This is a genomic window from Poseidonocella pacifica, assembly GCF_900111875.1.
GTDB lineage: Bacteria > Pseudomonadota > Alphaproteobacteria > Rhodobacterales > Rhodobacteraceae > Poseidonocella > Poseidonocella pacifica.
On record NZ_FOJU01000003.1, the window covers coordinates 128,413 to 155,323 of the forward strand.

The 26,911-nt window shown below is 60.3% G+C and carries 27 protein-coding genes; 8 read left to right on the forward strand and 19 right to left on the reverse strand.

Going from position 1 to position 26,911, the window contains the following annotated elements; genetic code table 11:
• Positions 1–21: 21 nt before the first annotated feature.
• The 8 genes from BM234_RS09225 to BM234_RS09260 form a co-directional block, all read right to left on the reverse strand.
• The gene (locus BM234_RS09225) at positions 22–900 is read right to left on the reverse strand and encodes a polysaccharide deacetylase family protein (protein WP_092063656.1); all 879 of its coding nucleotides are present in this window, start codon (positions 898–900) and stop codon (positions 22–24) included.
• Between the two features lie 19 nt (positions 901–919).
• Positions 920–1,987 (reverse strand): ABC transporter ATP-binding protein, encoded by a 1,068-nt coding sequence (locus tag BM234_RS09230; protein WP_092065139.1) that lies wholly within the window; start codon positions 1,985–1,987, stop codon positions 920–922.
• Between the two features lie 62 nt (positions 1,988–2,049).
• Positions 2,050–3,267 (reverse strand): ABC transporter substrate-binding protein, encoded by a 1,218-nt coding sequence (locus BM234_RS09235; RefSeq protein WP_245752562.1) that lies wholly within the window; start codon positions 3,265–3,267, stop codon positions 2,050–2,052.
• 33 nt (positions 3,268–3,300) lie between these two features.
• Entirely contained in the window at positions 3,301–4,053 is a 753-nt protein-coding gene (locus tag BM234_RS09240; RefSeq protein WP_092063661.1) for an SDR family NAD(P)-dependent oxidoreductase, read from the reverse strand.
• 8 nt (positions 4,054–4,061) lie between these two features.
• Positions 4,062–4,790 (reverse strand): SDR family NAD(P)-dependent oxidoreductase, encoded by a 729-nt coding sequence (locus BM234_RS09245; protein ID WP_092063664.1) that lies wholly within the window; start codon positions 4,788–4,790, stop codon positions 4,062–4,064.
• Positions 4,787–5,623, reverse strand: a complete 837-nt coding sequence (locus BM234_RS09250) for an ABC transporter permease (protein ID WP_245752563.1) — start codon at positions 5,621–5,623, stop codon at positions 4,787–4,789. The genes BM234_RS09245 and BM234_RS09250 overlap by 4 nt, the downstream gene beginning before the upstream one ends.
• Before the next feature lie 15 nt (positions 5,624–5,638).
• A complete protein-coding gene (locus tag BM234_RS09255; protein ID WP_175501237.1) occupies positions 5,639–6,550 on the reverse strand; it encodes an ABC transporter permease in 912 nt (303 codons plus the stop codon).
• A complete protein-coding gene (locus BM234_RS09260; RefSeq protein WP_092063670.1) occupies positions 6,547–7,650 on the reverse strand; it encodes an ABC transporter ATP-binding protein in 1,104 nt (367 codons plus the stop codon). The genes BM234_RS09255 and BM234_RS09260 overlap by 4 nt, the downstream gene beginning before the upstream one ends.
• 256 nt (positions 7,651–7,906) lie before the next feature.
• Here BM234_RS09260 and BM234_RS09265 point away from each other — a divergent pair, with 256 nt between their 5' ends.
• Positions 7,907–8,902 carry a GntR family transcriptional regulator gene (locus BM234_RS09265; protein ID WP_092063673.1) on the forward strand — a complete coding sequence of 332 codons (996 nt, stop codon included), beginning with the start codon at positions 7,907–7,909 and terminating at the stop codon, positions 8,900–8,902.
• Between the two features lie 61 nt (positions 8,903–8,963).
• Here the strand turns inward: BM234_RS09265 and BM234_RS09270 are convergent, their stop codons facing one another.
• The 5 genes from BM234_RS09270 to BM234_RS09290 all read right to left on the reverse strand — a co-directional run bounded on the left by BM234_RS09270 (position 8,964) and on the right by BM234_RS09290 (position 14,068).
• On the reverse strand, positions 8,964–9,470 hold the full coding sequence (locus BM234_RS09270) for a CarD family transcriptional regulator (RefSeq protein ID WP_092063676.1): 507 nt from the start codon (positions 9,468–9,470) through the stop codon (positions 8,964–8,966).
• A gap of 288 nt (positions 9,471–9,758) precedes the next feature.
• On the reverse strand, positions 9,759–10,097 hold the full coding sequence (gene fdxA, locus BM234_RS09275) for a ferredoxin FdxA (RefSeq protein WP_092063679.1): 339 nt from the start codon (positions 10,095–10,097) through the stop codon (positions 9,759–9,761).
• Between the two features lie 47 nt (positions 10,098–10,144).
• Positions 10,145–10,522, reverse strand: a complete 378-nt coding sequence (locus BM234_RS09280) for an RNA-binding S4 domain-containing protein (RefSeq protein WP_092063682.1) — start codon at positions 10,520–10,522, stop codon at positions 10,145–10,147.
• Between the two features lie 4 nt (positions 10,523–10,526).
• The gene (locus BM234_RS09285; protein WP_092063685.1) at positions 10,527–13,442 is read right to left on the reverse strand and encodes a helicase-related protein; all 2,916 of its coding nucleotides are present in this window, start codon (positions 13,440–13,442) and stop codon (positions 10,527–10,529) included.
• Between the two features lie 26 nt (positions 13,443–13,468).
• A complete protein-coding gene (locus BM234_RS09290) occupies positions 13,469–14,068 on the reverse strand; it encodes a tetratricopeptide repeat protein (RefSeq protein ID WP_092063688.1) in 600 nt (199 codons plus the stop codon).
• A 71-nt stretch (positions 14,069–14,139) separates the two neighbouring features.
• On the opposite strand from BM234_RS09290, the gene BM234_RS09295 reads away from it, so the two are divergent.
• Both BM234_RS09295 and BM234_RS09300 read left to right on the forward strand, forming a co-directional pair.
• Positions 14,140–14,430: an SCP2 sterol-binding domain-containing protein gene (locus BM234_RS09295; protein WP_092063691.1), complete on the forward strand. Its 291-nt coding sequence runs from the start codon at positions 14,140–14,142 to the stop codon at positions 14,428–14,430.
• An 83-nt stretch (positions 14,431–14,513) separates the two neighbouring features.
• Complete coding sequence (locus BM234_RS09300) at positions 14,514–15,368, forward strand: alpha/beta fold hydrolase (protein WP_245752565.1); 855 nt, start codon at positions 14,514–14,516, stop codon at positions 15,366–15,368.
• 8 nt (positions 15,369–15,376) lie between these two features.
• Here BM234_RS09300 and BM234_RS09305 read toward each other — a convergent pair whose 3' ends face one another.
• The gene (locus BM234_RS09305; RefSeq protein WP_092063697.1) at positions 15,377–15,973 is read right to left on the reverse strand and encodes an inner membrane-spanning protein YciB; all 597 of its coding nucleotides are present in this window, start codon (positions 15,971–15,973) and stop codon (positions 15,377–15,379) included.
• An 11-nt stretch (positions 15,974–15,984) separates the two neighbouring features.
• Positions 15,985–16,887: an EamA family transporter gene (locus BM234_RS09310; protein WP_092063700.1), complete on the reverse strand. Its 903-nt coding sequence runs from the start codon at positions 16,885–16,887 to the stop codon at positions 15,985–15,987.
• 61 nt (positions 16,888–16,948) lie between these two features.
• Here BM234_RS09310 and BM234_RS09315 point away from each other — a divergent pair, with 61 nt between their 5' ends.
• Positions 16,949–17,431: an MgtC/SapB family protein gene (locus BM234_RS09315; protein WP_092063703.1), complete on the forward strand. Its 483-nt coding sequence runs from the start codon at positions 16,949–16,951 to the stop codon at positions 17,429–17,431.
• A 12-nt stretch (positions 17,432–17,443) separates the two neighbouring features.
• Here BM234_RS09315 and ftsY read toward each other — a convergent pair whose 3' ends face one another.
• Positions 17,444–18,808: a signal recognition particle-docking protein FtsY gene (gene ftsY, locus BM234_RS09320; protein WP_092063706.1), complete on the reverse strand. Its 1,365-nt coding sequence runs from the start codon at positions 18,806–18,808 to the stop codon at positions 17,444–17,446.
• 110 nt (positions 18,809–18,918) lie between these two features.
• Between ftsY and BM234_RS09325 the strand changes: the two genes are divergently transcribed.
• Positions 18,919–19,305, forward strand: a complete 387-nt coding sequence (locus BM234_RS09325; protein ID WP_092063708.1) for a hypothetical protein — start codon at positions 18,919–18,921, stop codon at positions 19,303–19,305.
• A gap of 16 nt (positions 19,306–19,321) precedes the next feature.
• Here BM234_RS09325 and xseA read toward each other — a convergent pair whose 3' ends face one another.
• Positions 19,322–20,875 carry an exodeoxyribonuclease VII large subunit gene (gene xseA, locus BM234_RS09330; protein WP_092063711.1) on the reverse strand — a complete coding sequence of 518 codons (1,554 nt, stop codon included), beginning with the start codon at positions 20,873–20,875 and terminating at the stop codon, positions 19,322–19,324.
• Between the two features lie 64 nt (positions 20,876–20,939).
• Here xseA and purD point away from each other — a divergent pair, with 64 nt between their 5' ends.
• A complete protein-coding gene (purD, locus tag BM234_RS09335) occupies positions 20,940–22,202 on the forward strand; it encodes a phosphoribosylamine--glycine ligase (RefSeq protein WP_092063714.1) in 1,263 nt (420 codons plus the stop codon).
• Between the two features lie 43 nt (positions 22,203–22,245).
• Here purD and BM234_RS09340 read toward each other — a convergent pair whose 3' ends face one another.
• Both BM234_RS09340 and gntR read right to left on the reverse strand, forming a co-directional pair.
• Complete coding sequence (locus tag BM234_RS09340) at positions 22,246–24,054, reverse strand: ABC transporter transmembrane domain-containing protein (protein ID WP_092063717.1); 1,809 nt, start codon at positions 24,052–24,054, stop codon at positions 22,246–22,248.
• A 111-nt stretch (positions 24,055–24,165) separates the two neighbouring features.
• On the reverse strand, positions 24,166–25,188 hold the full coding sequence (gene gntR, locus BM234_RS09345; RefSeq protein ID WP_092063720.1) for an HTH-type transcriptional regulator GntR: 1,023 nt from the start codon (positions 25,186–25,188) through the stop codon (positions 24,166–24,168).
• 114 nt (positions 25,189–25,302) lie between these two features.
• On the opposite strand from gntR, the gene BM234_RS09350 reads away from it, so the two are divergent.
• Positions 25,303–25,833 carry a gluconokinase gene (locus tag BM234_RS09350; protein ID WP_092063723.1) on the forward strand — a complete coding sequence of 177 codons (531 nt, stop codon included), beginning with the start codon at positions 25,303–25,305 and terminating at the stop codon, positions 25,831–25,833.
• A complete protein-coding gene (locus tag BM234_RS09355; RefSeq protein ID WP_092063726.1) occupies positions 25,830–26,843 on the forward strand; it encodes a TRAP transporter substrate-binding protein in 1,014 nt (337 codons plus the stop codon). Before BM234_RS09350 ends, BM234_RS09355 begins: the two co-directional genes overlap by 4 nt.
• Positions 26,844–26,911: the final 68 nt, after the last annotated feature.

Here is a 26,911-nt window from a genome sequence, read left to right on the forward strand (position 1 = left end):
CGCGGCCCCGCCCGGTTCGTCTTAGCCGCGCGGGAAGCGGCGATCGAAATCATCCGCCATCTCGTTCATGGTCACGAACTTCACGCCCTCATGGCTCTTGATATGCTTGATCAAACGCTCAAGCATCAGCAAAACCTGCGGCCGCCCCGACACGTCCGGGTGGATGGTAATCGGGAACACGGCATAGTCCATGTTGGCATAGACCCAGTCGAACTGATCGCGCCACATTTCCTCGATATCGCGTGGGTTCACGAAACCATGGCTGTTGGGTGCCTTCTTGATGAACATCATGGGCGGCAGATCGTCGAGATACCAGTTGGCCGGGATCTCGATCAGGTCGGTTTCCTCGCCCCGTTCAAGCGGCTTCATCCAGTCGGCAGGCTTGCCCGAATAGTCGATCTTGGTCCACTTGTCGCCCACACGAACGCGGTAAGGCGTGAAGTCGTTGTGCATCAGGGAGTGATCGTACTTGATGCCCTTCTTGAGCAGCAACTCATTCGTGACGTTCGAAAATTCCCACCAAGGCGCGACATAGCCCGTAGGCCGCTTGCCGGAGATATCGGTGATGAGGTCGATACACTTGTCGAGAACCTCTTCTTCCTGCTCCGGGGTCATCGCGATCGGGTTTTCGTGGCTATAGCCGTGAATGCCGATTTCATGGCCCCGTGCGGCGACGTCCTTCATTTGCTCGGGGAAGGTTTCGGCGGAGTGGCCGGGGATGAACCATGTCGTTGTCAGGCCTTCCTTGTCGAAAAGGTCGAGCAGGCGGGGTGAGCCTACCTCCCCCGCGAACAACCCGCGCGAGATGTCATCCGGGCTGTCTTCGCCCCCGTAAGAGCCGAGCCAGCCCGCGACCGCGTCGACGTCGATGCCAAAACCGACCAGAATTTCCTTAGCCATGAAGTATCTCCTTCCTGATTTACGAGTTGATGAGCGTAACGGCAACCGGATCGATCCCGAGCGTTACGCCCGCTCCGGGCGCGAGGGTCTGAACCTCGGGCGCCGCAGCATGTGTTTCGATGTCAATTTCCCGCTCGTCGCTGAGACGGACGCGCAAGTGTCCGACGGCGCCCACAAGTTTGCGAGCGGTAATGGTGCCGGGCAGCCGGATTTCGCCGGGCGTTCCCTGCGGAGCGATGCGGAACGCCTCTGCGGGAATGACAGCAGTATCCGCACCTGCAAGACCGTGCCCGGTTATCGTGCCAAAGGGCGTGGTCAGCTGTTGCGTCCCATCAGGCGCCGCGCCCGCCGGTGTGCCCTTGATCACAGTGTTTGAACCGATGAAACCAGCCACGAAAGGCGTCGCGGGCCTGCGATACAGCTCTTCTGGGGGGGATATCTGTTCGACGACCCCGTTGGACATCACGACCACCCGGTCCGACAGCCCGAGCGCTTCGCTCTGGGCATGGGTCACGAAAACGAACGTGATGCCAAGTTCGCGCTGCAGCAGCTTCAGTTCGTTCTGGATGATACGCCGCAGGTTGGCGTCGAGCGCGCCCAGAGGCTCATCAAGCAGGAGGATTTCCGGCTCCACCACCAGCCCGCGCGCAAGAGCGATCCTCTGCCGCTGCCCACCCGACAGGCGATCTGCCTTGCGGTCCGCGAATTCGGTCAGGTCGAACATGTCAAGGATACGCTCTACCTTGCGGTCCTTCTCGCTCCGGGCGAGCCCCTTGATATCCAGCCCGAAACCGATGTTCTGGCGCACGGTCATATGCGGGAACAACGCGTAGTTCTGGAAAATCATCGAGGTGGGCCGCTTCTCGGGCGGCGTGTGGCTGACGTCGCGGCCTTTGATGAGGATGTTGCCGCGGGTGATTTCCTCGAAGCCCGCGATCATGCGGAGCGTCGTGGATTTGCCGCAGCCCGAGGGGCCGAGGAAGGCGACAAACTCGCCCTTCTCCACCTTGAGGTCGAAATCCTGCACGGCGGTCGTGCCGTCGGGATAGGTCTTTCCGACCGAGTTGAGTTCAAGATCGTGGGTCATGGCACCGCATATACTGGAGGTCAGTGTCCGGGCCGCGATTTGCGCGCGGCCCGGGTTGGGGATCATGCGTTCAGGAACTCGTCCCAACGCATGATGAGGTGGTCGTATTCATCCGGCCACTGGTGCCAGTACGCGACATTGGAAGACCGCTCTTCGAGCGAGCCGCCATCGCGGAGATCGCCCGGCTCGATACCGCGCTCGGCCTCGCCGTCCCAAGGCATGCCTTCGTACCAGAAGGCGTATTTCTTCGGATCCATCGCTTCCTTGATGTTCTTGGAGGGGGAATAGTACCCCTGCTCCGTCACCGCGATGCCCGGCTCGCCGGAAAGCCAGAAGTTGGCATAGGCAATGGCCGCTTCGCGATTGGGTGTTCCCTTGAGCATTGACGGCCCGATCGCCCAGCCGCGGTAGCCTTCTTTCGGCGTCGCGTATTTCGCAGGCTTGCCTTGAGCCTTCACCGCCATGACCGCAGGTTGCCATGCATCGCACACAACCATCTCGCCGGAGGCCATGAGATTCACGAGTTCGCCGAAATCACCCCACAGGGCACGGAACTGACCGTCTTTCTTCTTCGCGATGAGGAATTTGGCCGCTTCGTCGATCTCTTCCATCGTCGGGTTGCCGGGGTTCTTCGCATCCAGAAGGCCTAGCGAATTCATCGCCAGGACGGCCTGACCGATCGCGATCAGCGGATCGACGTTGAGACCCGAACGGCCTTTCCACTTCTCGTCAAAGATCGCGGTCCATGTGTTGGCTTCTTCTTCCGAGAGAACCTCGGGATTGTAGCCGATGGAATCGTAGTTGTAGACCGCAGGAACCATGAGCAGTTCGGTCTGGGCCTCGTCCGCCCAAATCTGTCCGACGATCTGCGAGCGGCGTTCCCACTTGGGATCTTCTTTCGTGAAAGTCTCCCGGATACCCGCCCAGTTGGGCAGATCCGCAACCGCGATAGGCTCTACGTTGCCTGTGGCAATCAGCGCGGGCAGACGCTCTGCAATGATTTCCCAAACGTCGTAATCGGAAGAGCCCGAGAGGATCTTGGTCTGCGCGTCGGGATAGGTCGCGGGTGTGCCGGACACCGAACCGACGCCGCTTGCCGCCTGAAACATCTCGAGAATGCGGTCCTGAACCGTCACGGAGAGGCCAGTGGTGCGAAGCGCCTGATCCGCGAGGCCTTCGGCATGCGCCCAGCGGGTCCATGGGTGCATTCCGGAACCGAGTGCCGCCGCGCCGATGGCGGCGCTTCCCTGAAGGAAATTGCGTCTGTTGAGTTTTGTCATTGTCATAGTCCCTGTTGGTTGTTGGCGGTCTTGTCAGTAGCGGCCCGGCAGCAGGCCACCGTCGACCGTCACCACCTGCCCTGTGAGGTAGGAGGCGTCGGAAGAAGCGAGAAAGGCGATGACGGCGGCGATCTCTTCGGGCTCGCCGAGCCGCCCCATGGGAATGTAGGGCGAGGCGATCTCCGCCGCCTTGGGGCCCAGGCTGTTCTGTTCGCTAAGAAGCTGTGCCGTGCGGATGTAGCCGGGCGCGACGCCGTTGATCCGCAATCCCTTGGGGGCGAATTCCACAGCCAATCCGCGCACGAGACCCACGACACCCGCCTTTGCGGCGGAGTAGTGCACATGCTCATCCCAGCCGTAAGAGACGCCCATGATGGAGCTGAGGCAGATGATCGAGGCGCCGGCGGGCATCGATGGCAGGGCGGGCCGGATGACGCGCAGCATACCCTTCAGATCGATGTCGAAAGTCTCGTCCCACTTCTCATCGGTCATCTCCGCCATCGGCACACGGTGGGCAATGCCCGCATTCGCAACGATGACGTCCACCCGCCCGAACCGCTCAACCACATCCGCGATGAGCGTATCCGCGGCCTCTGTGCTGCGCACGTCGAGCAAAGCAAATTCCGCGGAACCGCCAGCCTCGACGATCTCTTCCACGACGGCGGTGCCTTCGGCCTTGAGGACGTCCGTCACGATGACGTGGTCCCCAGCGGCCCCGAAGCGTAGTGCGGCGGCGCGGCCAATGCCGATACCCGCACCGGTGATGATGACGATACGTTTGTCCATTGCAGTCCTCACAGCATGACATCCCCGGAATTGGGGCCGAGGGTCTGGCCCACGAAAAGCGCGGCATCATCCGAACACAGGAAGGCAACGACACCGCCAACCTCAGAGGGTTCGCCGAAGCGGCCCAACGGCAATTCGGCGCGCTTGGCCGTTTTCCAATCTTCGGATAGCGCCTCGACGAGCGGGGTATTGATCGGGCCCGGCGCCACGGCGTTTACACGTACGCCTTTTGCAGACACCTCACGGGCGAGCGATTTCGTCATTCCGATAATGGCCGCCTTTGCGCCGGAGTAATGCACCAGTTCGACGCCGCCAACCTGACCGAGTTGAGAGGCGATGTTGACGACGATCCCCTCCACTGCGTCCAGCATGGCGGGCAAGCAAGCTCGTGTGACAAGAAACGTCCCGCGCACGTGCACCGCGAAAATCCGATCGAATTGCTCCGGTGTGATGTCCATGAACGGTGCCTGATGACCGAAGCCCGCGTTGTTCACCAGAATGCCGGGCGTGCCGAAATCCTGCGTGATGCTGTCGTACATCTCGCTCACGGCCTCAGCATCGCTCACATCAGCGGCAAATGCCTGCGCCGCGCCGCCCGTATTGCGGATCGCCTCGGCTACTTCCTCGGCGGCTTCAAGGTGCAGGTCATTCACGGCAATGGCGTGGCCTTCTTTGGCAAGACGCATGGCGATGGCGGCCCCGATCCCGGAGCCCGCGCCGGTCACAAGAGCAATCATGCCACGGCCTCCTGCCCCGAGAACCGACCCGCACGGGTGCCCGTGAACCGTTTCATCAGCAGGCCATAGATCACCAGCAGCGTGAAGCTGAAGAGCGTGGTAAGAACACCGAAGGCAAAGAGGTTGGGATAAATCTCCACCGAGAAGGTTCCGTAGATCGACAGGGGCAACGTCAGATCCCGTCCCGCAGTAAAGAGCGTGCGCGAAAACTCATCATAGCTCAGGGTAAAGCTGAAGAGGGCAGCGGAGAGCACGCCGGGGAAGATGATCGGGAACGTCACCCGCCGAAAGGTCTGGGCGGGGCTGACGCCGAGGGAGAGGGAAGCTTCTTCAACCGAGCGGTCGAAGCGGTTGAAGATCGCGAGCATTACCAGAAAGGCAAAGGGGTAAGTATAGACGACGTGCAGGACAAAGGCCGTCCCCCACCATGCCCGCTCGATACCGAGCACGTTCGACAGAAGCGCCATCCCAAGCCCCACCAGAACGCCGGGGACCATCATCCCAAGGATCACAAGGTAGAATACCGGCCCTGAGCCGCGAAACCGCGTTCGGAAAGCCTCCGCGCTCATGGTTCCGAGCACGACGGAGACCACCGTGGTCATGAAGGCGAGTGCAAGCGACCGCAGAAGGCTGTCACCGACCGGAAGCTGCGAGACACGGGAGGTTTCCGTCAACCCGAGCAGGTGGCGATACCAGTATGTCGACCATTCCTGTATCGGGAATTGTGGCCCGCCGTTGGGCCCCTGAAAGCTGAGGATCGCGAGAACGATCATCGGGCCATAGAGGAAAGCGAGGAAGGCACCGGTATAGAGGGCGAGAGCGGGTCTGAGCATACGAACATCCATTGCTCACATCTCCTTGCGCAGGTCGACGACGCGCAGGGCGAGCGTGATAACCGCTGTGATGATGATTGTGAGGACCACGCCCGCAACAGCGGCAAAGGCCCATTTGAGAGAGCCGACCTGACTCACGATAATGTTTCCGAGCAGGTTGACCTTGCGGCCAGACAGCGACGCAGCGGTCGCAAATTCACCCAGTACCATGACGGACACGAAGATTGCGCCGACGATCACGCCCGGCATGGAAAGCGGAAGAACGATGCGGCGGAAGATCGTCCCGAAGGAGGCACCCAAGTCACGCGCGGCTTCGATCACCGACTCGTCGATGCGGGCAATCATGAAGGTGATCGGCCCCACCATGAAAACGCAATAGATCTGGGTCATTCCGACGAGGACAGAGAACTCAGAGAAGAGCAGGAATGTCAGTGGCTCACTGATGATTCCGAGCTTCTGGAGAATGACGTTGATCGCCCCTTCGGTCCCGAGCATGGGCCGCCACGCGATCACGCGGATCAGGAACGAGGTCCAGAACGGAATGACACAGGCAACCAGAAGCGCGGTTTGGACCGTGCGGTTTTTGACAAAGAGCCCGATGAACAGCGCGACGGGATAGCCGACAAGAAGGGTTGCCGCGAGTACGATGGCCCAGATCCTGAGGGTTGTACCGATTGCACCAAGATATGTCGGGGAGCTGAGAAACCGCTCCCAGCTTGCGGTGGTAAGAGTGGAATTCACCGCGAATGTCGTCTGCGTCCAGAAGGACACATAGACCACCATGCCGAGCGGCAACAACATGAAGAGGGTCATCCAGATGACCCCCGGGCTGAGCAACATGAGTGCACGACGGCGATCGGTCGCTTCGCGCACGGTCGCCGGGCTTTTTTCGGAGGTAAGGGGAAGGTCAGTTGTCATCGCGGTCATCCTTCGGCTCCCTCAAAGAGGAGCACCTCTTCGGGCCTGTAATGCAGTGCGTAGGTGCGCCCCTCTTCGAGCCGGGGAAGTCGCGGGCTGCTGAGATGGTCGACAACCTGCACAAGAGCACCGTCAGCCGTCCGGAAGAAGGACAGTGCAGTCGGGCCATTGAATTCACCGGTAAGGAAGCGCGCCTCGAAGTGATGCCGTCCTTCGGGTACCTGAGCAGCGTCAGAGACATCGATACGGTCGAAACGAAGCGCGATCTGTGCGCTTTGCCCATCGGACAGGCTGCCTGGAACAGGGAGGATTCCTGCATTCGTCCGAAGCTTGTCCTTCTCCACCGTGCCTGAAAGGATATTCCATGCATTGAGGTGCTTGGCCGCGGAGGCGTTCAGCGGGGCTTCGAACAATGCCCGCGAACCAGAGGACTGGACGATCCGCCCGCCCGCCAGAACTGCGACGGTGTCACCCATTGTGAGCGCTTCCGTCTCAGAGCCCGTCACATGCAGGAAGCTGACCTTGAGACGCTCACGGATCGCCCGGAGTTCGTCGCACATCCGGTCACGCAAGTTGGCGTCAAGCGCACCAAGCGGTTCATCTAGAAGCACAATTCGCGGCTCGGTGACGAGTGTACGCGCCAGAGCAACCCGTTGACGTTGGCCGCCGGAAATCTCGCCGACACCGCGATGTCCAAACCCTTCGAGCCCGACGAGTTCAAGCGCCGCCTGCGTACGCTCGGCAACTTCGGCGGCACTCGCAACCGCATTCGACTCGCGGTACTTCAGCCCGAACGCGACGTTTTCTTCGACCGTGAGATGCGGAAAGAGCGCGAAGTTTTGAAAGACAAACCCGATATCCCTGCGGTGCGGCGGCTGTCCATCGAGACGTACACCGTCGAGAATAATCTGCCCCGCGTCCGGCTCTTCGAATCCTGCGATCAACCGCAGCAGCGTCGTCTTGCCCGACCCCGAAGCCCCGAGAAGTGACACATAGGCATCGTCCGGGACCGTAAAGCTCAGGCCGTCCAACGCCGTCGCGTCCCCGTACCGTCGCGTGATTCCACTGAGTGTGAGCACTTGATCCCCCAAAATTTTTGCTTGTCGCATACGAACATCGTTTTCTGACTCCGATCAAGAAAAAAATGATCTTCGAATACAATGGTCACAAAATGCCTATAAACCGGGCGTTGCTGGGGCGTTCTAGCGCAGTAGAGGCAATTTCTGCGGCATATTGAGGGTGAACAGGGGCAACGCTCCAATGGGACAAACGATTTTTGTATACTGATCGTATATTGCCGAACCGACCTGACGTTGGTTAGGATCAGCAAAAGCCGCAGTCGGATCGAAGGTAGAACCACGCCCCATGACGCAATCGACGTCCTATGCAGACACGGCAGACCAAGCGCCGACAATGTTTGAAGCTGCGGCACGGCTTATCCGCAACAATATCATGTCCGGCCAACTGATCCCCGGGGTCGTTCTGCAGGAAAGCGCGCTGGCCGAACGACTATCCACCTCGCGCGCCACGGTGAAGCGCGCTCTTGCGGTTCTCGCTGACGAAAACCTCATCCAAAGATTTGAGGGGCGCGGCTTTCTCGTGGCCGGCGGCGATGGCACCCCCATCAGGCTTGACCTGCGGCGTCTGGAGCTTGACCTCGACGGCTTTGATGAAACCGTGGGCCAGCCCAACTGGCTGAGGATTCAGGACAGTGTGGCGGCGGAACTCTCGCGCTGTTTGGTCTTCGGGCGGTACCGAGTGGTCGAGGCGCTTGTCGCGAAAGAGTTCGACGTCAGCCGAACAGTTGTCCGCGATGTCCTGTCCCGCCTGCAGGAAAGAGGCTTGGTACAAAAATCCAGCAATTCTCGTTGGGTCGTCGAGCCGCTGACTGCGCACAAGATCAAGAACAAGTTTGAACTTCGCATGGTGCTGGAGATCGCAGCGCTTCAGGCCGCTGAAGCCGGATCAACCGAACTTGGTGATCTGGCTGATAAGATCCGCAGCGTTCCCTCCACCGCGCCTGTCCCGCCGGAAACTTGGTTCGAACTTGAAGAGCAGTTCTTTGATCTGGCGATACTCTCCACGCCCAATGATGACCTTGCGCAATATGTTCGCGCAAACCGTAGCGCGCTGAATGCGTCGCAGAGAGTACTGTTTTCCCTTGGCCTCCCCCCGGACAGGCAATCGTTGCTTGAACTTTGCCTCGTAATTGATCTCCTGAGAGCGGGCACGCGCGCCGCTGCTGCCAATATGCTCGGCACACACCTTCAGAACGCCCTGAACCGCACGATCGCTCAGCTCAAGATCGTGTCAGTGATTGATCCACCCACCGATCTTGCGCCCTACCTCGTCCGCGACTGACAACAAAAAACCGCGATCCCGTGTGGGACCGCGGCTTTGAACCGTACTGCAGGAGGAGAGATTACGCCGCGCGCGCGGTCAGCACCTCGTCGACCTTCTTCGATGCAGAAATCTCATCATCGCCAGAGACAGCGGCAATCTCACGGGTCAACCGTTCGAGCGCTGCTTCATAGAGCTGCCGTTCAGAATAGCTTTGCTCGCGCTGGTCATCACTGCGATGCAAGTCGCGAACCACCTCAGCGATGGCGATCAGATCGCCGGAATTGATCTTTTGCTCATATTCCTGTGCGCGCCGGGACCACATCGCACGCTTGACCTTGGCCTTGCCCTTGAGGGTTGTCATCGCCTTGGTGATCACATCGGGCGAACTCAGGGAACGCATCCCGATTTCCTCAGCCTTGTGCGTTGGCACGCGAAGCGTCATCTTGTCTTTTTCGAAGGAGATCACGAAAAGCTCGAGCGAAATGCCCGCGATCTCCTGCTGCTCGATAGACACGATCTGCCCAACCCCATGCGCGGGGTAGACGACATAATCGTTCGGACGAAAGTCAGGTTTCTTTTTGGTCATACAAGCCTTCCTTGCAAGAGCATCCCCAAGACGACAAAACCCTTCTACAGCGCTACCTTCTTAGGCGACTGTATGAAGGGGCTTTTGATCGATGAGGCTAGCGACCGGAGTGTGCGGCCACGGACGACATTCTCTCATTACGTTTCATGTTTACAAAGCATAACATAAAATGGGCCACAGCGGAAGCGCAGCAACCAGAGGCGTTATTTTTCACTTTGGCGACAATACACTTAGAGGCTGATCTTCGTGTCCCATACGGAGAGGCAAGTACCCCTCGCGTCGAATCACTCAGCCACCTTCGCCCGGCGCTTCGGAGAAATACTTGTCTTTCTTATCCGTTTCACCGTCGCGCGCCTCAGCTTCTGGGAGCGGATCTTTCTTGGTGACGATCACGGGCCAGTGCTCGGAGTATTTCCGATTGAACTCGACCCAGCCCTCCATCGCAGGCTCAGTGTCAGGACGAATGGCATCGGCGGGACATTCCGGTTCACACACGCCGCAATCAATGCACTCATCCGGGTGAATGACCAGCATGTTTTCGCCCTCGTAGAAGCAATCCACAGGACAAACCTCGACGCAATCAGTGTATTTGCAGGCTATGCAGTTGTCAGTCACGACATAAGTCATGGGGGCCTCTCATCCTTGTGGACTTTCAGTTAGATGAGCCCGCCTGATCATTCAAGCAGGTCGGATCGTTTGAGATCAAGATTGCGTCGGTCCCGCTTTGTAGGACGTCCTTTTCCCTCATAACGCGGATTTCTTGGAGCTTCGTCCTTCACCTCGGGCGGCGTGAGATCCGTATAGAGCAGACGGGCTTCAGTCGCAGGCCCCCGCCGGTTCCCGATTGCCTCAATCCGCACGATGCGAATCCGCTCGCCCTGTAGAAACGTCAGCGTATCTCCCGCACCAATGGTCCGCGATGGCTTTAGCGCATGCTGTCCGTCTACACGAACATGCCCCCCGGAAATCACCTTGGCGGCGAGAGCGCGGCTCTTGAAAAACCGCGCCCACCAGAGCCATTTGTCGAGTCGAACTAGCGGTCGCGGCTCCAAGCAATCAGCCTTTGGTCTTCAAGCCCATCAACGCCGCAGCAAAGGGATTGTCCGGGTCGATGCGGTCCGCCTTTTTCGGTGGCCCACCCTCATAGCGGCGCGCGCCCTGGTCAGCGGGCTTGCTACCCTTCTTGCCTTTCGGCGCGCCACCCTTCGCCTTTGCGGGGCGGTTCCTGCGCTGTCCGTCACCCTTGGCATCGGCTTGGCGGCGACCACGGTTTCCAGCCCAAGTGAAGGTATAGAAAACTTCTGTCTCAGGACCTGCAACCTCAGCATCCGGCGCCGTTCCCACTGGGATTTCATGCTCCGGAATTTCGGGAATTTCCGCCTCGACTTCGGCAGTCTCCGCAGGCTCGGCCGCGATTGGCGCCTCCCCGACGTCCGGCATTGCGTCCACCGGGGGCGCGATGTCGCCGGGCTCCACTGCTTCGGGTTGTTCGGTTATAGCGCCTGCAGGGGCTGCGTCGCTTATGTCCATGATGGGCGCATCGGATTCTGGTGTCTCCGCCGCTTCCGCACCGGGGATCGTTGCGTCCACGGCGCGCACTTTCCGGCGTTCAGAACGCTCTGCCCGATATCCAAGGCCGTTCATCAAATCGGCAAATTGCTCAAGCGTCATGCCCGTAATGGACAGCATGTCAGGCTTCGCTTCAAAGCCCCCACGGCTGTCTTCCCCGCGCAGCATGTCCGCGAGACGTTCCAACATATCGATGCGTATGGCGCGCTCCCCAGCGGCTCGATATCCCGCCATGGTATGATACCCATCGGGATTTCCCTGGCCAGTCATAACGGTCACGAGGCCTGCGGGCGGTGCCTCGGGGAATTCCTGATGGCCAGCGGCAAGCGACCAGAGCACAAGACGCAGGCGCGTGGGCGCGGGTTTCAGAAGCAGTGGCAGGAAGATAGTGAACTGGCCAAAACGCACGCCATGTTTGCGCAATAGGCTGCGCGCATCCTGATCCAGAGCCTTCACCTCCTGCGCAACATCCTGGCGGGGCACAATGCCGAAACCTTCGACGAGGCGGAAGGCAAAGCCACGGGCGAGGCCGGTAAGGGTCTCGTCGCGCTGCATACCGAGGAGTGGTTCGAAATTCGCAGCGATCTTGCGGTCGATGAAGTGTTGCAGACGGCGCTGCACCTTTTGGGCCACTTCGTCTCCGGCTTCTTCATCGACGAAGGCCACGACACGCGGCTTCATGGGATCATCACCGGAGACGAGTTTTCCCACGGCGCTGTCGCCCCACATGAGGCCACCTTGCTCGGTGAAATCGATCTCCGTATCCGGCGCATTATAGAAGCGATCCGCGCGGAGATGGAATTCCGGAGCCAGAGCCTGCAAGCTGGCTTGCATCAAGGTCTTCGCCTCCTGCCCGCTCGCGTTCTGATCCATACTGAAGCGGAAGCCGTTCAACCGACCAACAAACTGGTCTTCGACCGTCACTTCACCCTTATCGTTCACCTGGGCCACCATGGCCTCCTTCTGCTTGAGCCGGCGCAAAAGTACCGAAGTGCGCCGGTCCACAAATCTTTGAGTCAGACACATGTGCAATGCATCCGACAAGCGATCTTCTACCGCGCGAGTCGCCTCGCGCCAATGACTTTCATCCTGCACCCAATCCCGGCGTTGGGCCACATAGGTCCACGTCCGGACATAGGCGAGGCGTTTCGACAACGCATCAATGTCCCCATCGGTTCGATCTATTCGCTTTACTTGCCGCGCGAGCCAATCATCCGGCACCCGCCCATGCTCATGGAGAAAGCGAAAAATCTGCTCCAGAAGGCTTGCGTGTTCTGCGTGACTTATACCGCGAAAATCTGGAACGCGGCACACATCCCACAGGAGTTTCACTGAGTTGCCGTCTGAGGCACGTGCACGCACTTCGCCCACATCCGACAGCGATTTGAGCGCCCCGAGATCGTCCGCACCCCGCGCCCGCATCAGCCATTCGTCCTCTGGCGCGATCTCCAGCGAATTGATCAGCGCATCAGGCGAGCGGAAGTCCAAGGCGGCATTGCGCCAATTCAGCTTGCGGATCGGGGTGAACCGATGATCCATGATCGCTTGCGCGACGCCCTCGTCAAGCGGTCGCGCCTCACCGGTAACGCCGAAACTGCCGTGGCTCATGCCCCGACCTGCCCGGCCAGCGATCTGCGCCAACTCATTGGGCGCAAGAGGGCGCATGCGCCGCCCATCGAACTTGCTCGTCGCTGAGAAAGCCACATGATCGATATCGAGGTTCAGCCCCATCCCGATGGCATCCGTCGCCACTAGATGATCCACCTCACCATTCTGGTAAAGTTCGACCTGAGCGTTTCTCGTTCGCGGACTGAGCGCCCCCATGACGACCGCCGCCCCACCCTTCTGGCGGCGCAGCAACTCTGCGATCGCATAGACATTGTCGACCGAAAATCCGACGATGGCAGAACGGGCGGGCATCCTGCTTATCTTGCGGCTACCTGAGTAGGACAGTTCGCTGAGGCGCTCACGCCGCATGAACTGCACTCCGGGAACAAGCGCCGCGATGGCGCCCCGCATCGTATCCGAACCCAGAAACAGCGTTTCCTGCGTTCCGCGCGCCCGCAGAAGCCTGTCCGTAAAAACGTGGCCGCGTTCGGGATCTGCACAAAGCTGAATTTCATCAACCGCGAGGAAATCGGCCCCCATCGCTTCGGGCATCGCCTCCACGGTGCAGACCCAATATTGAGTTCGCTCCGGAACGATCCGCTCTTCACCTGTCACGAGCGCCACGACCGACGGGCCGCGAACGGCCTTGATTCGGTCATAGACCTCCCGGGCCAGAAGTCGCAGAGGCAGCCCGATCACACCGGTCCGATAGCCCAGCATCCGCTCGATGGCGTAGTGGGTCTTGCCAGTATTGGTCGGACCAAGGACCGCAGTGATCCTCGAACGTTCGGTCATTGGGAACGATCCTGTATCGCGGGCCTTCAGAGTTCGAACTCACCGGGGACGCGCCCGATCCGTTCACGGATGGTGGTTAGATCCTTGAAGTGGGGATGTATAGTGCCGAGGCGATCAAACGTCTCGTGAGCTTCGGGAAGCCGGTTCAACTCAAGCTGAATTCCCCCCAAAAGCATGATCGCTACAAAATCGCGTGGCTCACGCGCAAGAGCCGTTCCAAGATCCTGCAATGCAGGCCCCATGAGTCCCGAGGCGTAATAGGCCTGCGCCCGCAGGCTGTAACTAAGCGGATATTTGGGGGCGTGATCGATCGCAGCGGTCAGATGCTCCACCGCGGCGGCAAGATCCCCTTCTTCCAGCGCGTCGCGCCCCCTCTCGACGAGCAGATCGACCGCCGCCGAACCACTCAGCGACCAAATCCGCATAATGCGGCGCTCTATTATTGGGGCCTCTTGCGGTTCCGCATTGGCGAGATCGTCAAAGAGCGCGTCCAAGACTTCGCCGCTCTCAACATCCGCCCGATCCTGCAAGTTCCCAGCCTGTTGGGCAAACCCCGCATGAGACGTTGCGGCACAAACCGCAAATGCGATGAACAGGGGTTTGAGCTTGCGGGTCACTTTGGTCATGGTAGCACTGAGTGTAACGCCCCGAACCGGAAAAGCGAGAGGGGCCTCACAAATGTGAAGGGAAGGGATCCATGAGCGATGTAATCGATGCGGCAGTGACCGCGCTCAAGGCGAAAATGGACGGCGAGCAGTTTGACGGCTCCGCCAAATTCGTCATCAAGGACGAAGGCGCGATCATCATTGACGGTGCGGGTGTACGGGCCGGCGACGATGAGACCGAAGTGACCCTGACCGCAGATGCAGAAACATTTCGCGCGATCCTCGACGGTGACATGAATCCCACGACGGCCTTCATGTCGGGGAAACTCGCTGTTGACGGCGACATGGGCACCGCGATGCGGCTCGGCAGCGCGCTGAGCTGATTTTGGACGGGGCTCCCTACTTCACCGATATTACCCAAGGGCCGGACATTGTGTCCTGTGCTTGGGCCCAAGGCGCGGACGGCGTGCGCATTCGAGTTGCGCTTTTCCCCGTCGATCACGCCCATGGTACGGTTTTGCTGTTCACGGGGCGCACTGAATATATCGAGAAATATGGACCGCTTGCACGTGATCTAGCAGGTCGCGGATTTGCCATGGCGACCTGCGACTGGCGCGGTCAGGGGCTCTCCGACAGGGCGCTTGACGAAAAGCGGACCGGCCATGTGATGCGGTTCTCCGATTACCAGATTGACGCCGACGCGCTGCTAAAAGCGGCGCAGGACGCCGGATTGCCTGAACCGTACTTTCTTATAGGGCATTCGATGGGTGGCTGTATTGGCTTGCGCTCGCTTGTCGCGGGATACCCTGTCAGCGCTGTAGCCTTCTCCGCCCCCATGTGGGGCATCGGGATGGCCGGATATCTGCGTCCTTTTGCATGGACCTTGTCGTTCCTGAGCCGCTTTGTGAATCGTAGCCATGTCTTCGCGCCGGGCACGACTGGAACGCCCTATCCCGAAGCTGCGCCTTTCGAAGACAATCAACTGACCACCGATGCTGAACAATATGCATGGATGAAGAACCAGACCGAGATGCATCCGGAGCTCGCTCTTGGCGGTCCGAGTCTCAACTGGCTCTACGAAGGAATGCTGGAAACCCGGGCTTTGGCGCGCCTACCCTCGCCGGATGTTCCTTGCCTGACGCTTTTGGGCGGCAACGAGCGGATCGTGGACACGGACCGCATCCATGAGCGTATGCAGATCTGGCCAGATGGGGCGCTCGAAATCGTCCCCGGCGGCGAGCATGAAGTGCTGATGGAGCGCCCCCCGCTGCGAGAGCGCGCTATCGAACGCATCACTGGATTCTTCGACACGCACCTCTAAACGAGGCCTCAGTCCTCCGCCTCTCCGTAGGTCTTCAGCAGGCTTCCCTGCGCCATGAAAAATACGAACAGCGCGGCGGTCAGCCCGAACGTCTTGAAGTAAACCCACGCTTCTGTGGACATGGTGCGCCATACCACTTCGTTAGCCACAGCCAACCCAAAGAAAAACAAAGCTATGCGCCGGGTCAGGATCATCCATCCCTCATGCGCAAGCGGCATGACATCGTCCATCACCGTGCGCAGATAACTCTGCCCGCGGAACAGCCCGAAACCCAGAATCCCTGCGAAAAGCAAATAGATCATCGTGGGCTTCATCTTGAAGAAGCGTTCATCGTTGAGCCAGACGGAGAGGCCGCCAAACACGACCACCAACACGACGGTGGCGATCTGCATCCTGCTAAGCTTTCCCGTCAGCTTCCACAAAACCAATGTGGAGGCCACCAAGAGCGGTATAAAGCCAGCCGTCACTACGATGAAGCCGTCGTAATCACGCCCCGCGATGTTGAACACCCGATCCTTGAGCAGAAGATAGGCCGCAAAGAATATGACGATGGGGCCCATTTCGAGCGCCGTCTTCAGCAGCGGGTTGATGTGCTTGTCGTTCATGCTCACTCCGGTTAGCCACCAAGTTCTACTATCACGGCACCTGCTGCGATCAATCCCATCAGTGCAATTCGCCGCGGTCCCACAGTTTCCTTGAGGACGAGCCATCCAATCAAAGCCGCGAAGACGGTGGAGGTTTCGCGCAGTACGGCGGCCTCTCCAACCTTGTCGAGCCGTGTTGCCAGCATGATCGAGCCAAAGCTGGCAAAGGCGACCAGCCCACCCGCCACTCCGCGCGTCATGAGAGGGCGCAGCGCCGGCCGATCCTCCATACGCAACCAACGCCGCGACGCGATGATCGGCATGACCAGCCCGTCAAACATGAAAAACCACGCCAGAAAGGTAAACGGGTTGGCCGTCGCCCGAATTCCATAGGCATCGTAGGTCGTATAGAGCGCCACGAAGAGCCCCGTGATCACTGCCAAGATGAGCGCTGAGCCCAAGCTTTCGCGCTGTGTCTGCATGAAGATGAGATTATAGACAGCCAGCCCGAAGATTCCCGAAAGCAGAACCGCCACGCCCAGCCATTGCACCACCGAGAAATGCTCTTCGAAAAACAGCGTGGCCCCGATCACGGCAAAAAGCGGCCCTGTGCCCCGCACGACCGGGTACACGACTGTGTAGGCGCCTTTCATATAAGCCTGCGCCTGCAACACCTTATAGGCAGTATGGATCAGAAACGCGCCTGCGAAGATCATCCACATATGCGGCTCGGGCCATGGCACGACAAAAAGCGCGAAGGGCGCGGCCATCATCCCATAACTGAAATCCATCGCCCCCCGCATGATCCATGGGTCGAACCGGCCCTTTTGCATCGCGCCAAAAATTGCGTGCAGGAGGGCCGCCGCAAGAGCGAGGCCAAGCGCAAGCGTATGCCCGGCCTCGGTGCCTTCGAGGCTGATCAACCACTCACTCATTGCGGGAACCCCTTATGGTCTCTAGCCGTAGTATCGTCAGAACACGGGCGGGAGATGTATGATGTGGCAAACGGTCGTCGATGAATTGAACGGGTCTTTCTCAGCGGTGCCACCCCTCGTGTCCGCGATCCGTCTGGCCGCGGCTCTCATCCTCGGGGGCATTGTCGGATTCGAGCGGGAAGCGCGCGGCAAGCCGGCGGGGCTTCGGACCCATATGCTCGTCTCCATGGCCGCTGCGCTTTTCATCATCATCGGACTACAGATCAGCGCGCTGGATTTTGGCAAGGCCGGTGAAATGCGCATCGATCCGCTCCGGCTGATAGAAGCCGTGACCGCGGGCGTGGCATTCCTTGCCGCGGGCATAATTTTCTCGTCTGGGGGGAAAGTGCACAATATCACGACCGGCGCATCCCTCTGGCTTGCCGGCGCCGTAGGCTTGGCCTGCGGATCAGGTCAAATCCCCCTTGCGGCAATGGCCACGGGGATCGTTGTTCTGGTCCTCTTTGCGCTTCGGAGCCTGAAGAACTTCTTCCAGGACGAATAGACCGCACTATCGTCACGATCGCGCAGATCCTGTAAGAGCCTCTGCGAAATCGCGCGGGTCAAATGGTGCGAGGTCGTCAATCTGCTCCCCCACTCCGATCGCGTGGATTGGCAAACCGAACTTATCCGCCAGCGCGACCAGAACACCGCCCTTTGCCGTTCCATCAAGTTTGGTCATCACCAAGCCGGAGACATCGGCGAGCTTTTTGAATATCTCGACCTGTAGCAGAGCATTCTGACCAGTCGTCGCATCCAGAACGAGCAAGGTATTGTGCGGGGCTTCGGGATCCTTCTTGCGAATGACGCGCACGATCTTTGCCAACTCTTCCATCAGATCCGCGCGGTTCTGAAGCCGGCCTGCCGTATCGATCATCAGAAGGTCCGCGCCGTCCTGCTCTGCTTTCACCATCGCGTCGAACGCAAGGCTCGCCGGATCACTCCCCTCGGGGGCCGTAAGGACAGGGACCCCTGCCCGCTCGCCCCAGATCTGCAACTGCTCGACTGCCGCGGCCCGAAAAGTGTCACCTGCCGCGATGACGACGGTCTTGCCGGCTGCACGAAACTGGCTCGCGAGCTTGCCGATTGTCGTAGTCTTGCCGGAGCCGTTCACCCCGACGACAAGCACAACCTGCGGCGTCTTGGAATAAAGCGGCATGGGCCGCGCGACTGGTTCCATGATCCGCGCGACCTCATCGGCCAACAGTCCCTTGATTTCCTCGACCGAGAGCTTGCGCCCCATCCGCCCCTCGGCCATGTTCGCAGCAACCCGCATAGCGGTGTCCACCCCCATATCGGCGGCGATAAGCAACTCCTCGAGTTGCTCCAGCATGTCATCATCGAGAGTGCGCCGGACCACCGGCGCGGCATCCCGGCGAAGAAGCCGGTTGAAGAAGCCCCGACCTGAAACGGCCCCCCCTCCTTCGGGGATTTCGAGCGGCGCTGGACCGGGCACTTCGTTTGGCGCATCGGGCGCTTCTAGCGGTGACTCCACCGGAATCTCGTTCGGGGGTAGATCAGGCGTCTCTTCGGGTTGCGGCGGGCTCGCTGGTGGAAGGTCCGGCTCGGGATCGGGCAGCGGGGGTGCAGGATCGGCGGGCGCTGGCGCTTCATCCGGCCCCGTCGGCGCACCGGGCAGGTCAGGCTCCGGCACGGAGAGAGGTTCGTGCGGTGGCTCTGGATCCTCGGGCGCGGGATCTGTATCGCCCGGCGACGTTGGCGCCGCAGTATCGGCCATACCATGCCGCAGCGCTTCGGTTTCCTCGAGAGCGTCGGTGGGGCGGTCCTGTTCACCGCCCTCTTCGACAATTGCGTCCAGCCCTTCTTCGAGCTTCGAGGAGGATCGAAAGAGGCGATCCTTGAGCTTGCTTAGAAATGCCACGACATGCCTCCTGTACCCGTTCCCATCTGACCTAGTGCGAAGCTCGACGATATGGAAGGGCCGCGAAAGTCCCGCTGGCACCCCGTGTCTCCTTTTGGCAAACTCTGTGGATGATCGCGGCAATCCTCCTTCTTCTCTTTCTCAACTCCCCTGTCTGGGCGATGTCGGCTGATGAATTCGCCGCACGTGTCGAAGGGCATACCTTTCAGTACCGTCACGATGGCCAACCCCACGGGATCGAGGAATATCTAGAGAACCGGCGCGTGCGCTGGTCGCTCATGGACGGTCTATGCAAGGAGGGCCATTGGTACGAGGCGGGCACCCAGATCTGTTTCGTCTATGAGGACGACCCAGATGCGCCCCACTGCTGGACATTCGAAGAGGACACCGCAGGATTGCGCGCAATCACCTTGGACTCAAATGGCCGGCGGGAGGTGTACGATGCCTTTCAGAGCGACGAGGAGATGATTTGCCTCGGACCGGAAGTAGGCGTCTGAGCCGCACGACCCTGCCTTAGAAAAGATCCCCTTGTTCAGGAGGGGGCGGCGCGGGAGGTTTCTTGCGGGGCTGCGGTTTGGACGCGGGAGAGACCACCACTTTGTCGTCGGAGAACTCGATTTCAAGCTCCAGCGCCTTGGACGCTGACTTCGCGGTCGTGACAACTTTGCCCCCGTCCCGCACAACGGCATATCCCCGTTTGAGGGTCTCACGGTAGCCAAGGGTCTCTCGCAATCTGTCGAGGGACGAAAGCCTGTCCCGCAATTCCTGCTGTCGATACCGTGCGGCCTTGGCAAATTGCGCAGAGATACGCTGCAATTTCTCTCTTTTAGTCGTCAAATCGACCGAAATACTTCGCAAACTGAGTCTTCCGTCCAACTTTTCCAAACTGGAACGCCGATTTGTGACGCCGCGAGAGAAGGCCGGTACAAGCTGAACGGAACGCTCCTGAAGGCGGCGTCGGTCCTCCGCAAGATGCCTGCGCAGCGTTCCTCCCCGAAGCGCTCCTGTCATATCCGACAAATGCAGTTTGCGCCGCTCGACGCCCCGCAAAAGCGCCTGCGGCAGTCGCTCGCCCCACGCATCGAGCCGCTGGCTTGGTCCCTCTACGAGCGTTTCGGCCCGAGGAAGCGCCCGTGCAACATCGCGAAGGCGCTGCCCCCGCAGCAGGACCCCCTGCCCGACCGCTTGGCGTATACGCCCAGCTTGGCCGTCGAGCCACGACAGTAACTCCAGCCGTACTGGCACCGCCATTTCCGCCGCCGCGGTCGGCGTCGGCGCTCGCCTGTCGGAGGCAAAATCGATGAGCGTGGTATCCGTCTCATGACCCACCGCAGAAATCAGCGGAATATCAGAAGCGGCCGCAGCACGAACAACCGCCTCTTCGTTGAACCCCCACAGATCCTCGATACTTCCCCCGCCCCGCGCGACGATCAACAAATCAGGCCGCGGCATGGCACCACCGGGAGACAGCGCGTTGAACCCCGCGATGGCACGCGCCACTTCCGGGGCACAGCGTTCCCCCTGCACCGCGACCGGCCAAAGCAAAACCTTGCGAGGACAGCGGTCTCTCAGCCTGTGTAGGATATCCCGGATCACCGCCCCCGACGGGGATGTGATTACGCCGATCACCTCCGGAAGGAACGGAAGCGGGCGCTTGCGCGCCTCGTCAAAGAGCCCTTCCGCAGCCAAGGCCTTGCGCCGCGTCTCCAGCATCGCCATGAGCGCCCCGAGCCCCGCAGGCTTGAGCTCTTCGATCACCAGTTGATACTTCGACTGCCCCGGGAATGTCGTGACCCGCCCCGTGGCAACCACCTCCATCCCCTCTTCGGGCTGAACCTGAAGCCGGGCTGCGACCCCCTTCCAGATCACCGCCGACATCACCGAACGGTCGTCCTTTAGGTCGAGATAGACGTGCCCCGATCGCGGGCGGCTCACGCGCCCCAACTCTCCGCGAATCCGCACATGCCCGAATTCGCCCTCTATGGCGCGCTTGATCGCGCCCGAAATCTCGGAAACTGTGAACTCAGGCTCATTTGCGCCCGGAACGGGATCGTCGATAAGGTCCATGCTTGCTCCTTTGCCGGTGCGACTTTAGAACGCCCGCCAACGGAGGCCAAGCAGGAGCGCGCCTATGAATATCCTCATCCTCGGTAGTGGCGGGCGCGAGCATAGCCTTGCTTGGGCCATCATGCAGAACCCGAAATGTGACAAACTGATCGTCGCGCCGGGCAACGCGGGCATCGCCGACATCGCTGATTGCGCCACTGTGAACATCGAAGATGGGGGCGCCGTCGCAGTCTTTGCCGAAGAAAACGCAATAGACTTCGTGATCATCGGGCCGGAGGCGCCTCTTGCTGCAGGAGTGGCCGACAGGCTGCGCGAAGCGGGCTTCCTCGTCTTTGGCCCCTCGCAAGCGGCGGCGCGCCTCGAATCCTCCAAGAGTTTCACCAAGGAAATCTGTGACGCCGCAAACGCGCCCACCGCAGGCTACGGTCATTTCACTGAAGCCGATGCTGCTCGTGACTACGTGCGGTCAAAAGGAGCGCCCATCGTTGTGAAAGCCGACGGGTTGGCCGCCGGGAAAGGCGTGATCGTCGCACAGACCGAGGCCGAGGCCATCGCGGCGATCGACGACATGTTCTCTGGCGCTTTCGGGGGCGCTGGCGCAGAAGTCGTCATCGAGGACTTCATGACCGGCGAAGAGGCTTCGTTCTTTGTGCTCTGTGACGGCGAAAACGTCCTGCCGGTTGGCACGGCGCAGGATCACAAACGCATCGGCGAAGGGGACACCGGGCCCAATACGGGCGGCATGGGGGCCTATTCCCCCGCCCCGATCATGACGGAAGAAGTCATCGAACGTGCGTTGAGCGAAATCGTCCATCCGACCGTGGCCGAAATGCGCCGCCGCGGCACGCCCTACGAAGGGGTTCTCTATGTCGGGCTGATGATCGAGGACGGCGCCCCACGGCTTGTCGAATACAACGTTCGGTTCGGTGACCCGGAGTGTCAGGTTCTGATGATGAGGCTCGGCGCCCAAGCCCTCGATCTGCTACATGCCTGCGCGGAGGGACGGCTTGCCGAGACGACAGTCAATTGGGCCGACGATCATGCGATGACCGTGGTGATGGCCGCCGCAGGCTATCCGGGCGCGTATGAGAAAGGCAGCGAGATCCGAGGGATGGGGAATCTCCCCGAAAATAGTTCGCAAATGGTCTTTCACGCCGGGACGCGGCGTCGCGACGGCAAACTGGAAGCTGCGGGTGGGCGCGTGCTGAACGTCACGGCACGGGGCGCCACTCTGCGGGAAGCGGCCGATCGGGCCTATGAATTGGTAGACCGGATCGACTGGCCCGAGGGCATCTGCCGCCGGGACATCGGCTGGCGCGCCCTGTAATCGGCGATCTTGTACCGTGTCGGGAGGCTGGCTTCGGGCGGAGCTACTCCGCGGCCAGACCTTCGGTAAATTGAAGCCTCGCGAGACGGGCGTATAGCCCACCCGCGCCCACCAGATCGTCATGGGTGCCCTCGGCCACGATCCGGCCCGCATCCATGACGATGATCCGGTCGGCCTTCTTCACCGTGGCAAGCCGGTGCGCCACGACAATGGTTGTACGCCCTTGCGACAGGCGATCGACAGCAGTCTGAACCGCAAGCTCGCTCTCTGCATCAAGCGCGCTCGTCGCTTCATCCAGCAAAAGTACCGGTGCGTCGCGAAGAATGGCGCGCGCGATCGCGATCCTCTGCTTTTGCCCGCCCGATAGCATGACGCCTCTTTCTCCGACGAAGGTATCGTACCCCTCGGGCAGTGCGCAGATGAACTGGTGCGCGGCGGCGGCGCGGGCCGCAGTCTCCACCTCTGCATCTGTCGCTTCTGGCCGGCCAAATCGAATATTCTCCCGCGCGGAGGCGGCGAAAATGACTGGCTCCTGTGGTACGAGCGCCATGTTTCGGCGAAACTCTTCGCGCTTCATGTCGCGCAGATCGACACCGTCCAGCGTTATGGACCCACTTTCAGGATCAAAGAACCGGAGCAGCATCTGGATAATGGTCGTTTTTCCTGCGCCCGAGGGCCCGACGAGAGCGACAGTCTCCCCCGGCGCGATCCGCAGGTCGATGCCGTCGAGGGCCACGGTATCCGGCCTGGAGGGATAGCGAAACTGAACATCTTCGAACGCCACTGCGCCTCTGGCGGGAACGGAGGGGGCAGCAGGGTTTTCCGGATCGCGAACCGAATCCTCGGCCCCCAGAAGCTCGACAAGGCGTTCCGTTGCGCCCGCTGCCCGCTGTAACTCCCCCCAGATCTCGGCCAAAGCGCCAACGGCCCCGGCGACCATCACGGCATAGATCACGAACTGCACCAATTCGCCCGGCGACATAAGCTCCGCGCGCACGTCCCGCGCGCCGACCCACAGCACTCCGACGATCCCCGTGAAGACGAGGAAGATAACGATCGCTGTCATCGCGGCGCGGGTAACGATACGGCGGCGCGCCGCATCGAAAGATTTCTCGGTCATCGAGTCGAACGCGCCGCGAGCGACGCCTTCGGCGCTATAGGCTTGGACCGTCTGTACGCTGCTAAGTGTCTCGGATGCATTGCCAGAACTCGCCGCGATCCAGTCTTGGCTGGTTCGGCTCAACCCGCGCAACTTTCGCCCCAAAGTCAGGATGGGCACGAGCACCACCGGCACGACCAAGAGAACCAAACCGGTCAGTTTTGGCGACGTCAGCATCATGAGCGTCAATCCTCCCGCAAAAAGCAGAAGGTTGCGCAGCGCAATCGAAACGGACGAGCCGATCACGCTGAGTATGAGGGTGGTGTCCGTTGTAATACGGCTGAGCACTTCGCCCGTCATGATCCGCTCAAAGAAACGCGGGCTCATGAAGACCATTCGCCCAAACACCGCCTTGCGCAGATCCGCGACGACCCGCTCCCCCAGCCGGGTAACAAGCGCATATCGCAGCGCCGTTCCTAGGGCAAGCAACCCGGCAATTGCGAGGGCTGCGCCAAAATAGAGATCAAGTATCCGGCCATCTTCCGTCCCGAAGTTGTCGATCACCCGCCGCACCGCCATGGGCAGGGCAAGTGAGACCATCGCCGTCAGGCTAAGGGCAAACACCGCCGCGAGCGCTTGCCACCGGTAAGGAAGAATGAATGGAAAAAGCGCGCGCAGCGCTCCGATCCGGCGAGAGGCTGCGCGGTCCGCATCAGCGCCACTTGGTCGGGTTGGCTGTGGCGCACGGGCCATGGGCTCTCCTGGTATTCTTGCTGGTGTCCCCTCTTGAACGGCTCCCCTCTCGAAATCAAGTCCGCGGCGGCTTCGGGCGCCATTCCGTCGCAGCGGTTTCGCTCTCGGACCCTAATCCTGCTTGCGAGCCGTACTGCGCCGCGCACGCAGCTCAAAACCAAGATCCCGGATTTCGGTGGGGTTTTCCCCGTCGGACGCGATCCCCTGCGTCACCAGGTCCACAGCTTGGCGGCCCATCTGATAGCGCGGGATGAACACGCTGGTGATGGCGGGCTCCGCCGCCGACACCATCTCCAGATCGTTGAACCCGCAAATCCCGAGCTGATCTGGAACGGAAAGCCGCCGCCGCTGCGCTTCGAAAAGCGCTCCGAGCGCAAGGTCATCGTTGTTGCAAAATATTGCGTCCACGTCCGGGGCCTTCGCCAGAAGATCGGCGAGCAGTTGGCTGCCAAGGGTCACGCTGGAGGGTGTCGTCGTGGTGCAGACGCGCCTTTCATCAAAGACACCCGCCGCCTCTGCCACCTCGCGGAACCCGCTAAATCGCCGCTGTGTCCTAGGGTCCATCCGAGCCCCCAAGAACCCGACCCTGCGGTATCCCTGCTCGACAAGATGCGCCGAAGCGTGCCTTGCCGCCTCATAGTGGGATAGGCCAACACAGTGACCAACCGGATCGGCGCTCAATTCCATGATCTGCACCACAGGGCAGTCAATAGAGGCAAGCATATCCAGAGAGGCGGCTGTCTGATCGATACCAGCGACGATCAGACCTGCCGGCCTCTGGCTCGAAAAAATCCTAAGCAAACCTTCTTCTTGGGAAGGTGAATACCGGGTGTTTCCAAGCTGGACTTCGAAATCAGTCCCCTCGACCGCGTCATAGATGCCGCTTACCACGTCCGCAAAAACGTTGTTCGTGATCGACGGAATGACGACCCCGATCACGTTGGAGCGCCCCGTCGCAAGGAGCCTCGCCGCGGGGTTCGGAACGTACCCCAATTCCCGCACGGCGGCCTCGACTCGATTCTTCACTTTTTCAGAAACAATCCCTGGCTGGCGGATCGCACGAGACACAGTGATAGCGCTTACACCCGCAAGCGCCGCGACTTCTGCCAGAGTTACCCGTTTATTTCCAGCCATTTATAGCCTGTTTAAAGATTGATCGACCGCAGTCTCTTGACAAATGATAGCGCTGTCAAGAATGATCGCGCTGTCATACGGGGCCCGCTGTCCCGTAGTCTTGGGGAGGACGAAATGCGGCATATCCTGGTCATGGGCGTTTGCGGAGTTGGGAAATCAACGGTCGCTCAGGCAATTGCCCGCGAGTTGAACGCCAGGTTTGTCGAGGCGGACAGCTATCACCCCCCCGAGAACATTTCCCGCATGAGCCGCGGAGAGCCGCTCACCGATGAACTTCGTGCTGGTTGGCTCGACGCCGTCGCAGGCGCGGTCGCGAACTCCGAGGATGTGGCAGTGATGGCTTGCTCCGCGTTGAAGCAATCCTACCGCGACAGACTTGCCGCGACGCTGGGGGATATCATCATCATCCATCTGGACGGTGATCGCGATCTTCTGGTCGAACGTATGAGCCAACGCGAAGATCACTTCATGCCAACGAGCCTGATCGACAGCCAGTTTGCCGATCTGGAACGTCCCGAAGGACCATTCGTCGTACGCCTTGACGTGATGGAGTCACCCGACGCGGTGATTTCCAAGGCGATCGACTTCATCAACGGCGCAAAGAGCGCGCCGCAATCGGATCTACTTAAAGGGAGGACCTCATGACCCGATTTTTTACCAGCACCATCCTCGCGGTGGCATTGGCGGGCGCCGCGAGCGCCCAAGACTATACATTCCGGTTTCAGTCGTCTGACCCCGCCGGCAACCCCAACTTCCAACTTCAGCAGAAATGGGTGCAAAACGTCAGCGACAAGACAGACGGTGCCGTCGCCATCGAACTGCTCCCGGTCGAATCCATCGTTGCCCATAACGAGACGCAGGACGCCATTGCCGCGGGCATCCTCGACGGCCACATCACCGACACGTCCTATTTCTCGGGTAAGGATCCGGCGTTTGGCCTGATCGCGAACCCTGTTGGTGCCTGGTCCGCTCCTCATGAGATGTTCACCTTCATGCGTGAAGGCGGCGGCAACGAACTGATGAATGAATTGCTTGAGCCCTACGGCCTGCACTTCATCGGTGCCACGACGCCGGGGCTCGAAGCGTTCGTCTCTTCCGTTCCCCTTGATGGTGTGGATGACCTCAAAGGCGTCAAGATGCGTGCGCCCGAAGGGCTCGTGCAGCAGGTTTTTGCCGCAGCAGGCGCAGCGCCGGTGAACCTTCCCGGTTCAGAGGTTTTCACCTCGCTCGACAAGAAGGTGATCGAAGCTGCTGATTACACGGTGTTTTCCACCAACCACGCCCAAGGTATGCATGACGTGGCGCCTCACCCTGTCTACCCCGGCTTCCACTCCATGCCGCTAGTCGAAATTTCGATGAACAAGGCAAAGTGGGACGCCCTGCCCGACGACATCAAGACCGCATTCGAAACGTCGGTCGAGGAGTTCGGAGAGATGCAGGTTGCCGCTCTGCGCGAAGCAGATGAAGCCGCAGTCGAAGAAGCCAAGGCATCCGGTGAGGTGACCGTGCACGACTGGTCCGCTGAAGAACGGGCCAAGTTCCGCACCATTGCCACAGGTGAGTGGGCGAAGGTCGCAGCGCGTTCCGACAAGGCACAGATGGTCTATGATCGGTTGACCACCTACCTCGACGAAGCCGGCCTGCTTAAGAAGTAAGCACGGCATTCACATCGGTCCAGAGGCGGGGCGGCATCAAGCTGTCCCGCCTTCTTACAAGCGCTGGA

Coding starts and splice junctions, on each gene's coding strand:
- BM234_RS09340 (WP_092063717.1), bottom strand. CDS start 24,054: ATGGCCCGTGCGCCACAGCCAACCCGACCAAGTGGCGCTGATGCGGAC.
- BM234_RS09315 (WP_092063703.1), top strand. CDS start 16,949: ATGTGGCAAACGGTCGTCGATGAATTGAACGGGTCTTTCTCAGCGGTG.
- fdxA (WP_092063679.1), bottom strand. CDS start 10,097: ATGACTTATGTCGTGACTGACAACTGCATAGCCTGCAAATACACTGAT.
- BM234_RS09235 (WP_245752562.1), bottom strand. CDS start 3,267: ATGACAAAACTCAACAGACGCAATTTCCTTCAGGGAAGCGCCGCCATC.
- BM234_RS09285 (WP_092063685.1), bottom strand. CDS start 13,442: ATGACCGAACGTTCGAGGATCACTGCGGTCCTTGGTCCGACCAATACT.
- BM234_RS09355 (WP_092063726.1), top strand. CDS start 25,830: ATGACCCGATTTTTTACCAGCACCATCCTCGCGGTGGCATTGGCGGGC.
- BM234_RS09270 (WP_092063676.1), bottom strand. CDS start 9,470: ATGACCAAAAAGAAACCTGACTTTCGTCCGAACGATTATGTCGTCTAC.
- BM234_RS09265 (WP_092063673.1), top strand. CDS start 7,907: ATGACGCAATCGACGTCCTATGCAGACACGGCAGACCAAGCGCCGACA.
- BM234_RS09240 (WP_092063661.1), bottom strand. CDS start 4,053: ATGGACAAACGTATCGTCATCATCACCGGTGCGGGTATCGGCATTGGC.
- BM234_RS09245 (WP_092063664.1), bottom strand. CDS start 4,790: ATGATTGCTCTTGTGACCGGCGCGGGCTCCGGGATCGGGGCCGCCATC.
- BM234_RS09290 (WP_092063688.1), bottom strand. CDS start 14,068: ATGACCAAAGTGACCCGCAAGCTCAAACCCCTGTTCATCGCATTTGCG.
- BM234_RS09250 (WP_245752563.1), bottom strand. CDS start 5,623: ATGCTCAGACCCGCTCTCGCCCTCTATACCGGTGCCTTCCTCGCTTTC.
- BM234_RS09225 (WP_092063656.1), bottom strand. CDS start 900: ATGGCTAAGGAAATTCTGGTCGGTTTTGGCATCGACGTCGACGCGGTC.
- BM234_RS09255 (WP_175501237.1), bottom strand. CDS start 6,550: ATGACCGCGATGACAACTGACCTTCCCCTTACCTCCGAAAAAAGCCCG.
- BM234_RS09305 (WP_092063697.1), bottom strand. CDS start 15,973: ATGAACGACAAGCACATCAACCCGCTGCTGAAGACGGCGCTCGAAATG.
- BM234_RS09350 (WP_092063723.1), top strand. CDS start 25,303: ATGCGGCATATCCTGGTCATGGGCGTTTGCGGAGTTGGGAAATCAACG.
- BM234_RS09325 (WP_092063708.1), top strand. CDS start 18,919: ATGATCGCGGCAATCCTCCTTCTTCTCTTTCTCAACTCCCCTGTCTGG.
- xseA (WP_092063711.1), bottom strand. CDS start 20,875: ATGGACCTTATCGACGATCCCGTTCCGGGCGCAAATGAGCCTGAGTTC.
- gntR (WP_092063720.1), bottom strand. CDS start 25,188: ATGGCTGGAAATAAACGGGTAACTCTGGCAGAAGTCGCGGCGCTTGCG.
- purD (WP_092063714.1), top strand. CDS start 20,940: ATGAATATCCTCATCCTCGGTAGTGGCGGGCGCGAGCATAGCCTTGCT.
- BM234_RS09295 (WP_092063691.1), top strand. CDS start 14,140: ATGAGCGATGTAATCGATGCGGCAGTGACCGCGCTCAAGGCGAAAATG.
- BM234_RS09310 (WP_092063700.1), bottom strand. CDS start 16,887: ATGAGTGAGTGGTTGATCAGCCTCGAAGGCACCGAGGCCGGGCATACG.
- BM234_RS09260 (WP_092063670.1), bottom strand. CDS start 7,650: ATGCGACAAGCAAAAATTTTGGGGGATCAAGTGCTCACACTCAGTGGA.
- BM234_RS09230 (WP_092065139.1), bottom strand. CDS start 1,987: ATGACCCACGATCTTGAACTCAACTCGGTCGGAAAGACCTATCCCGAC.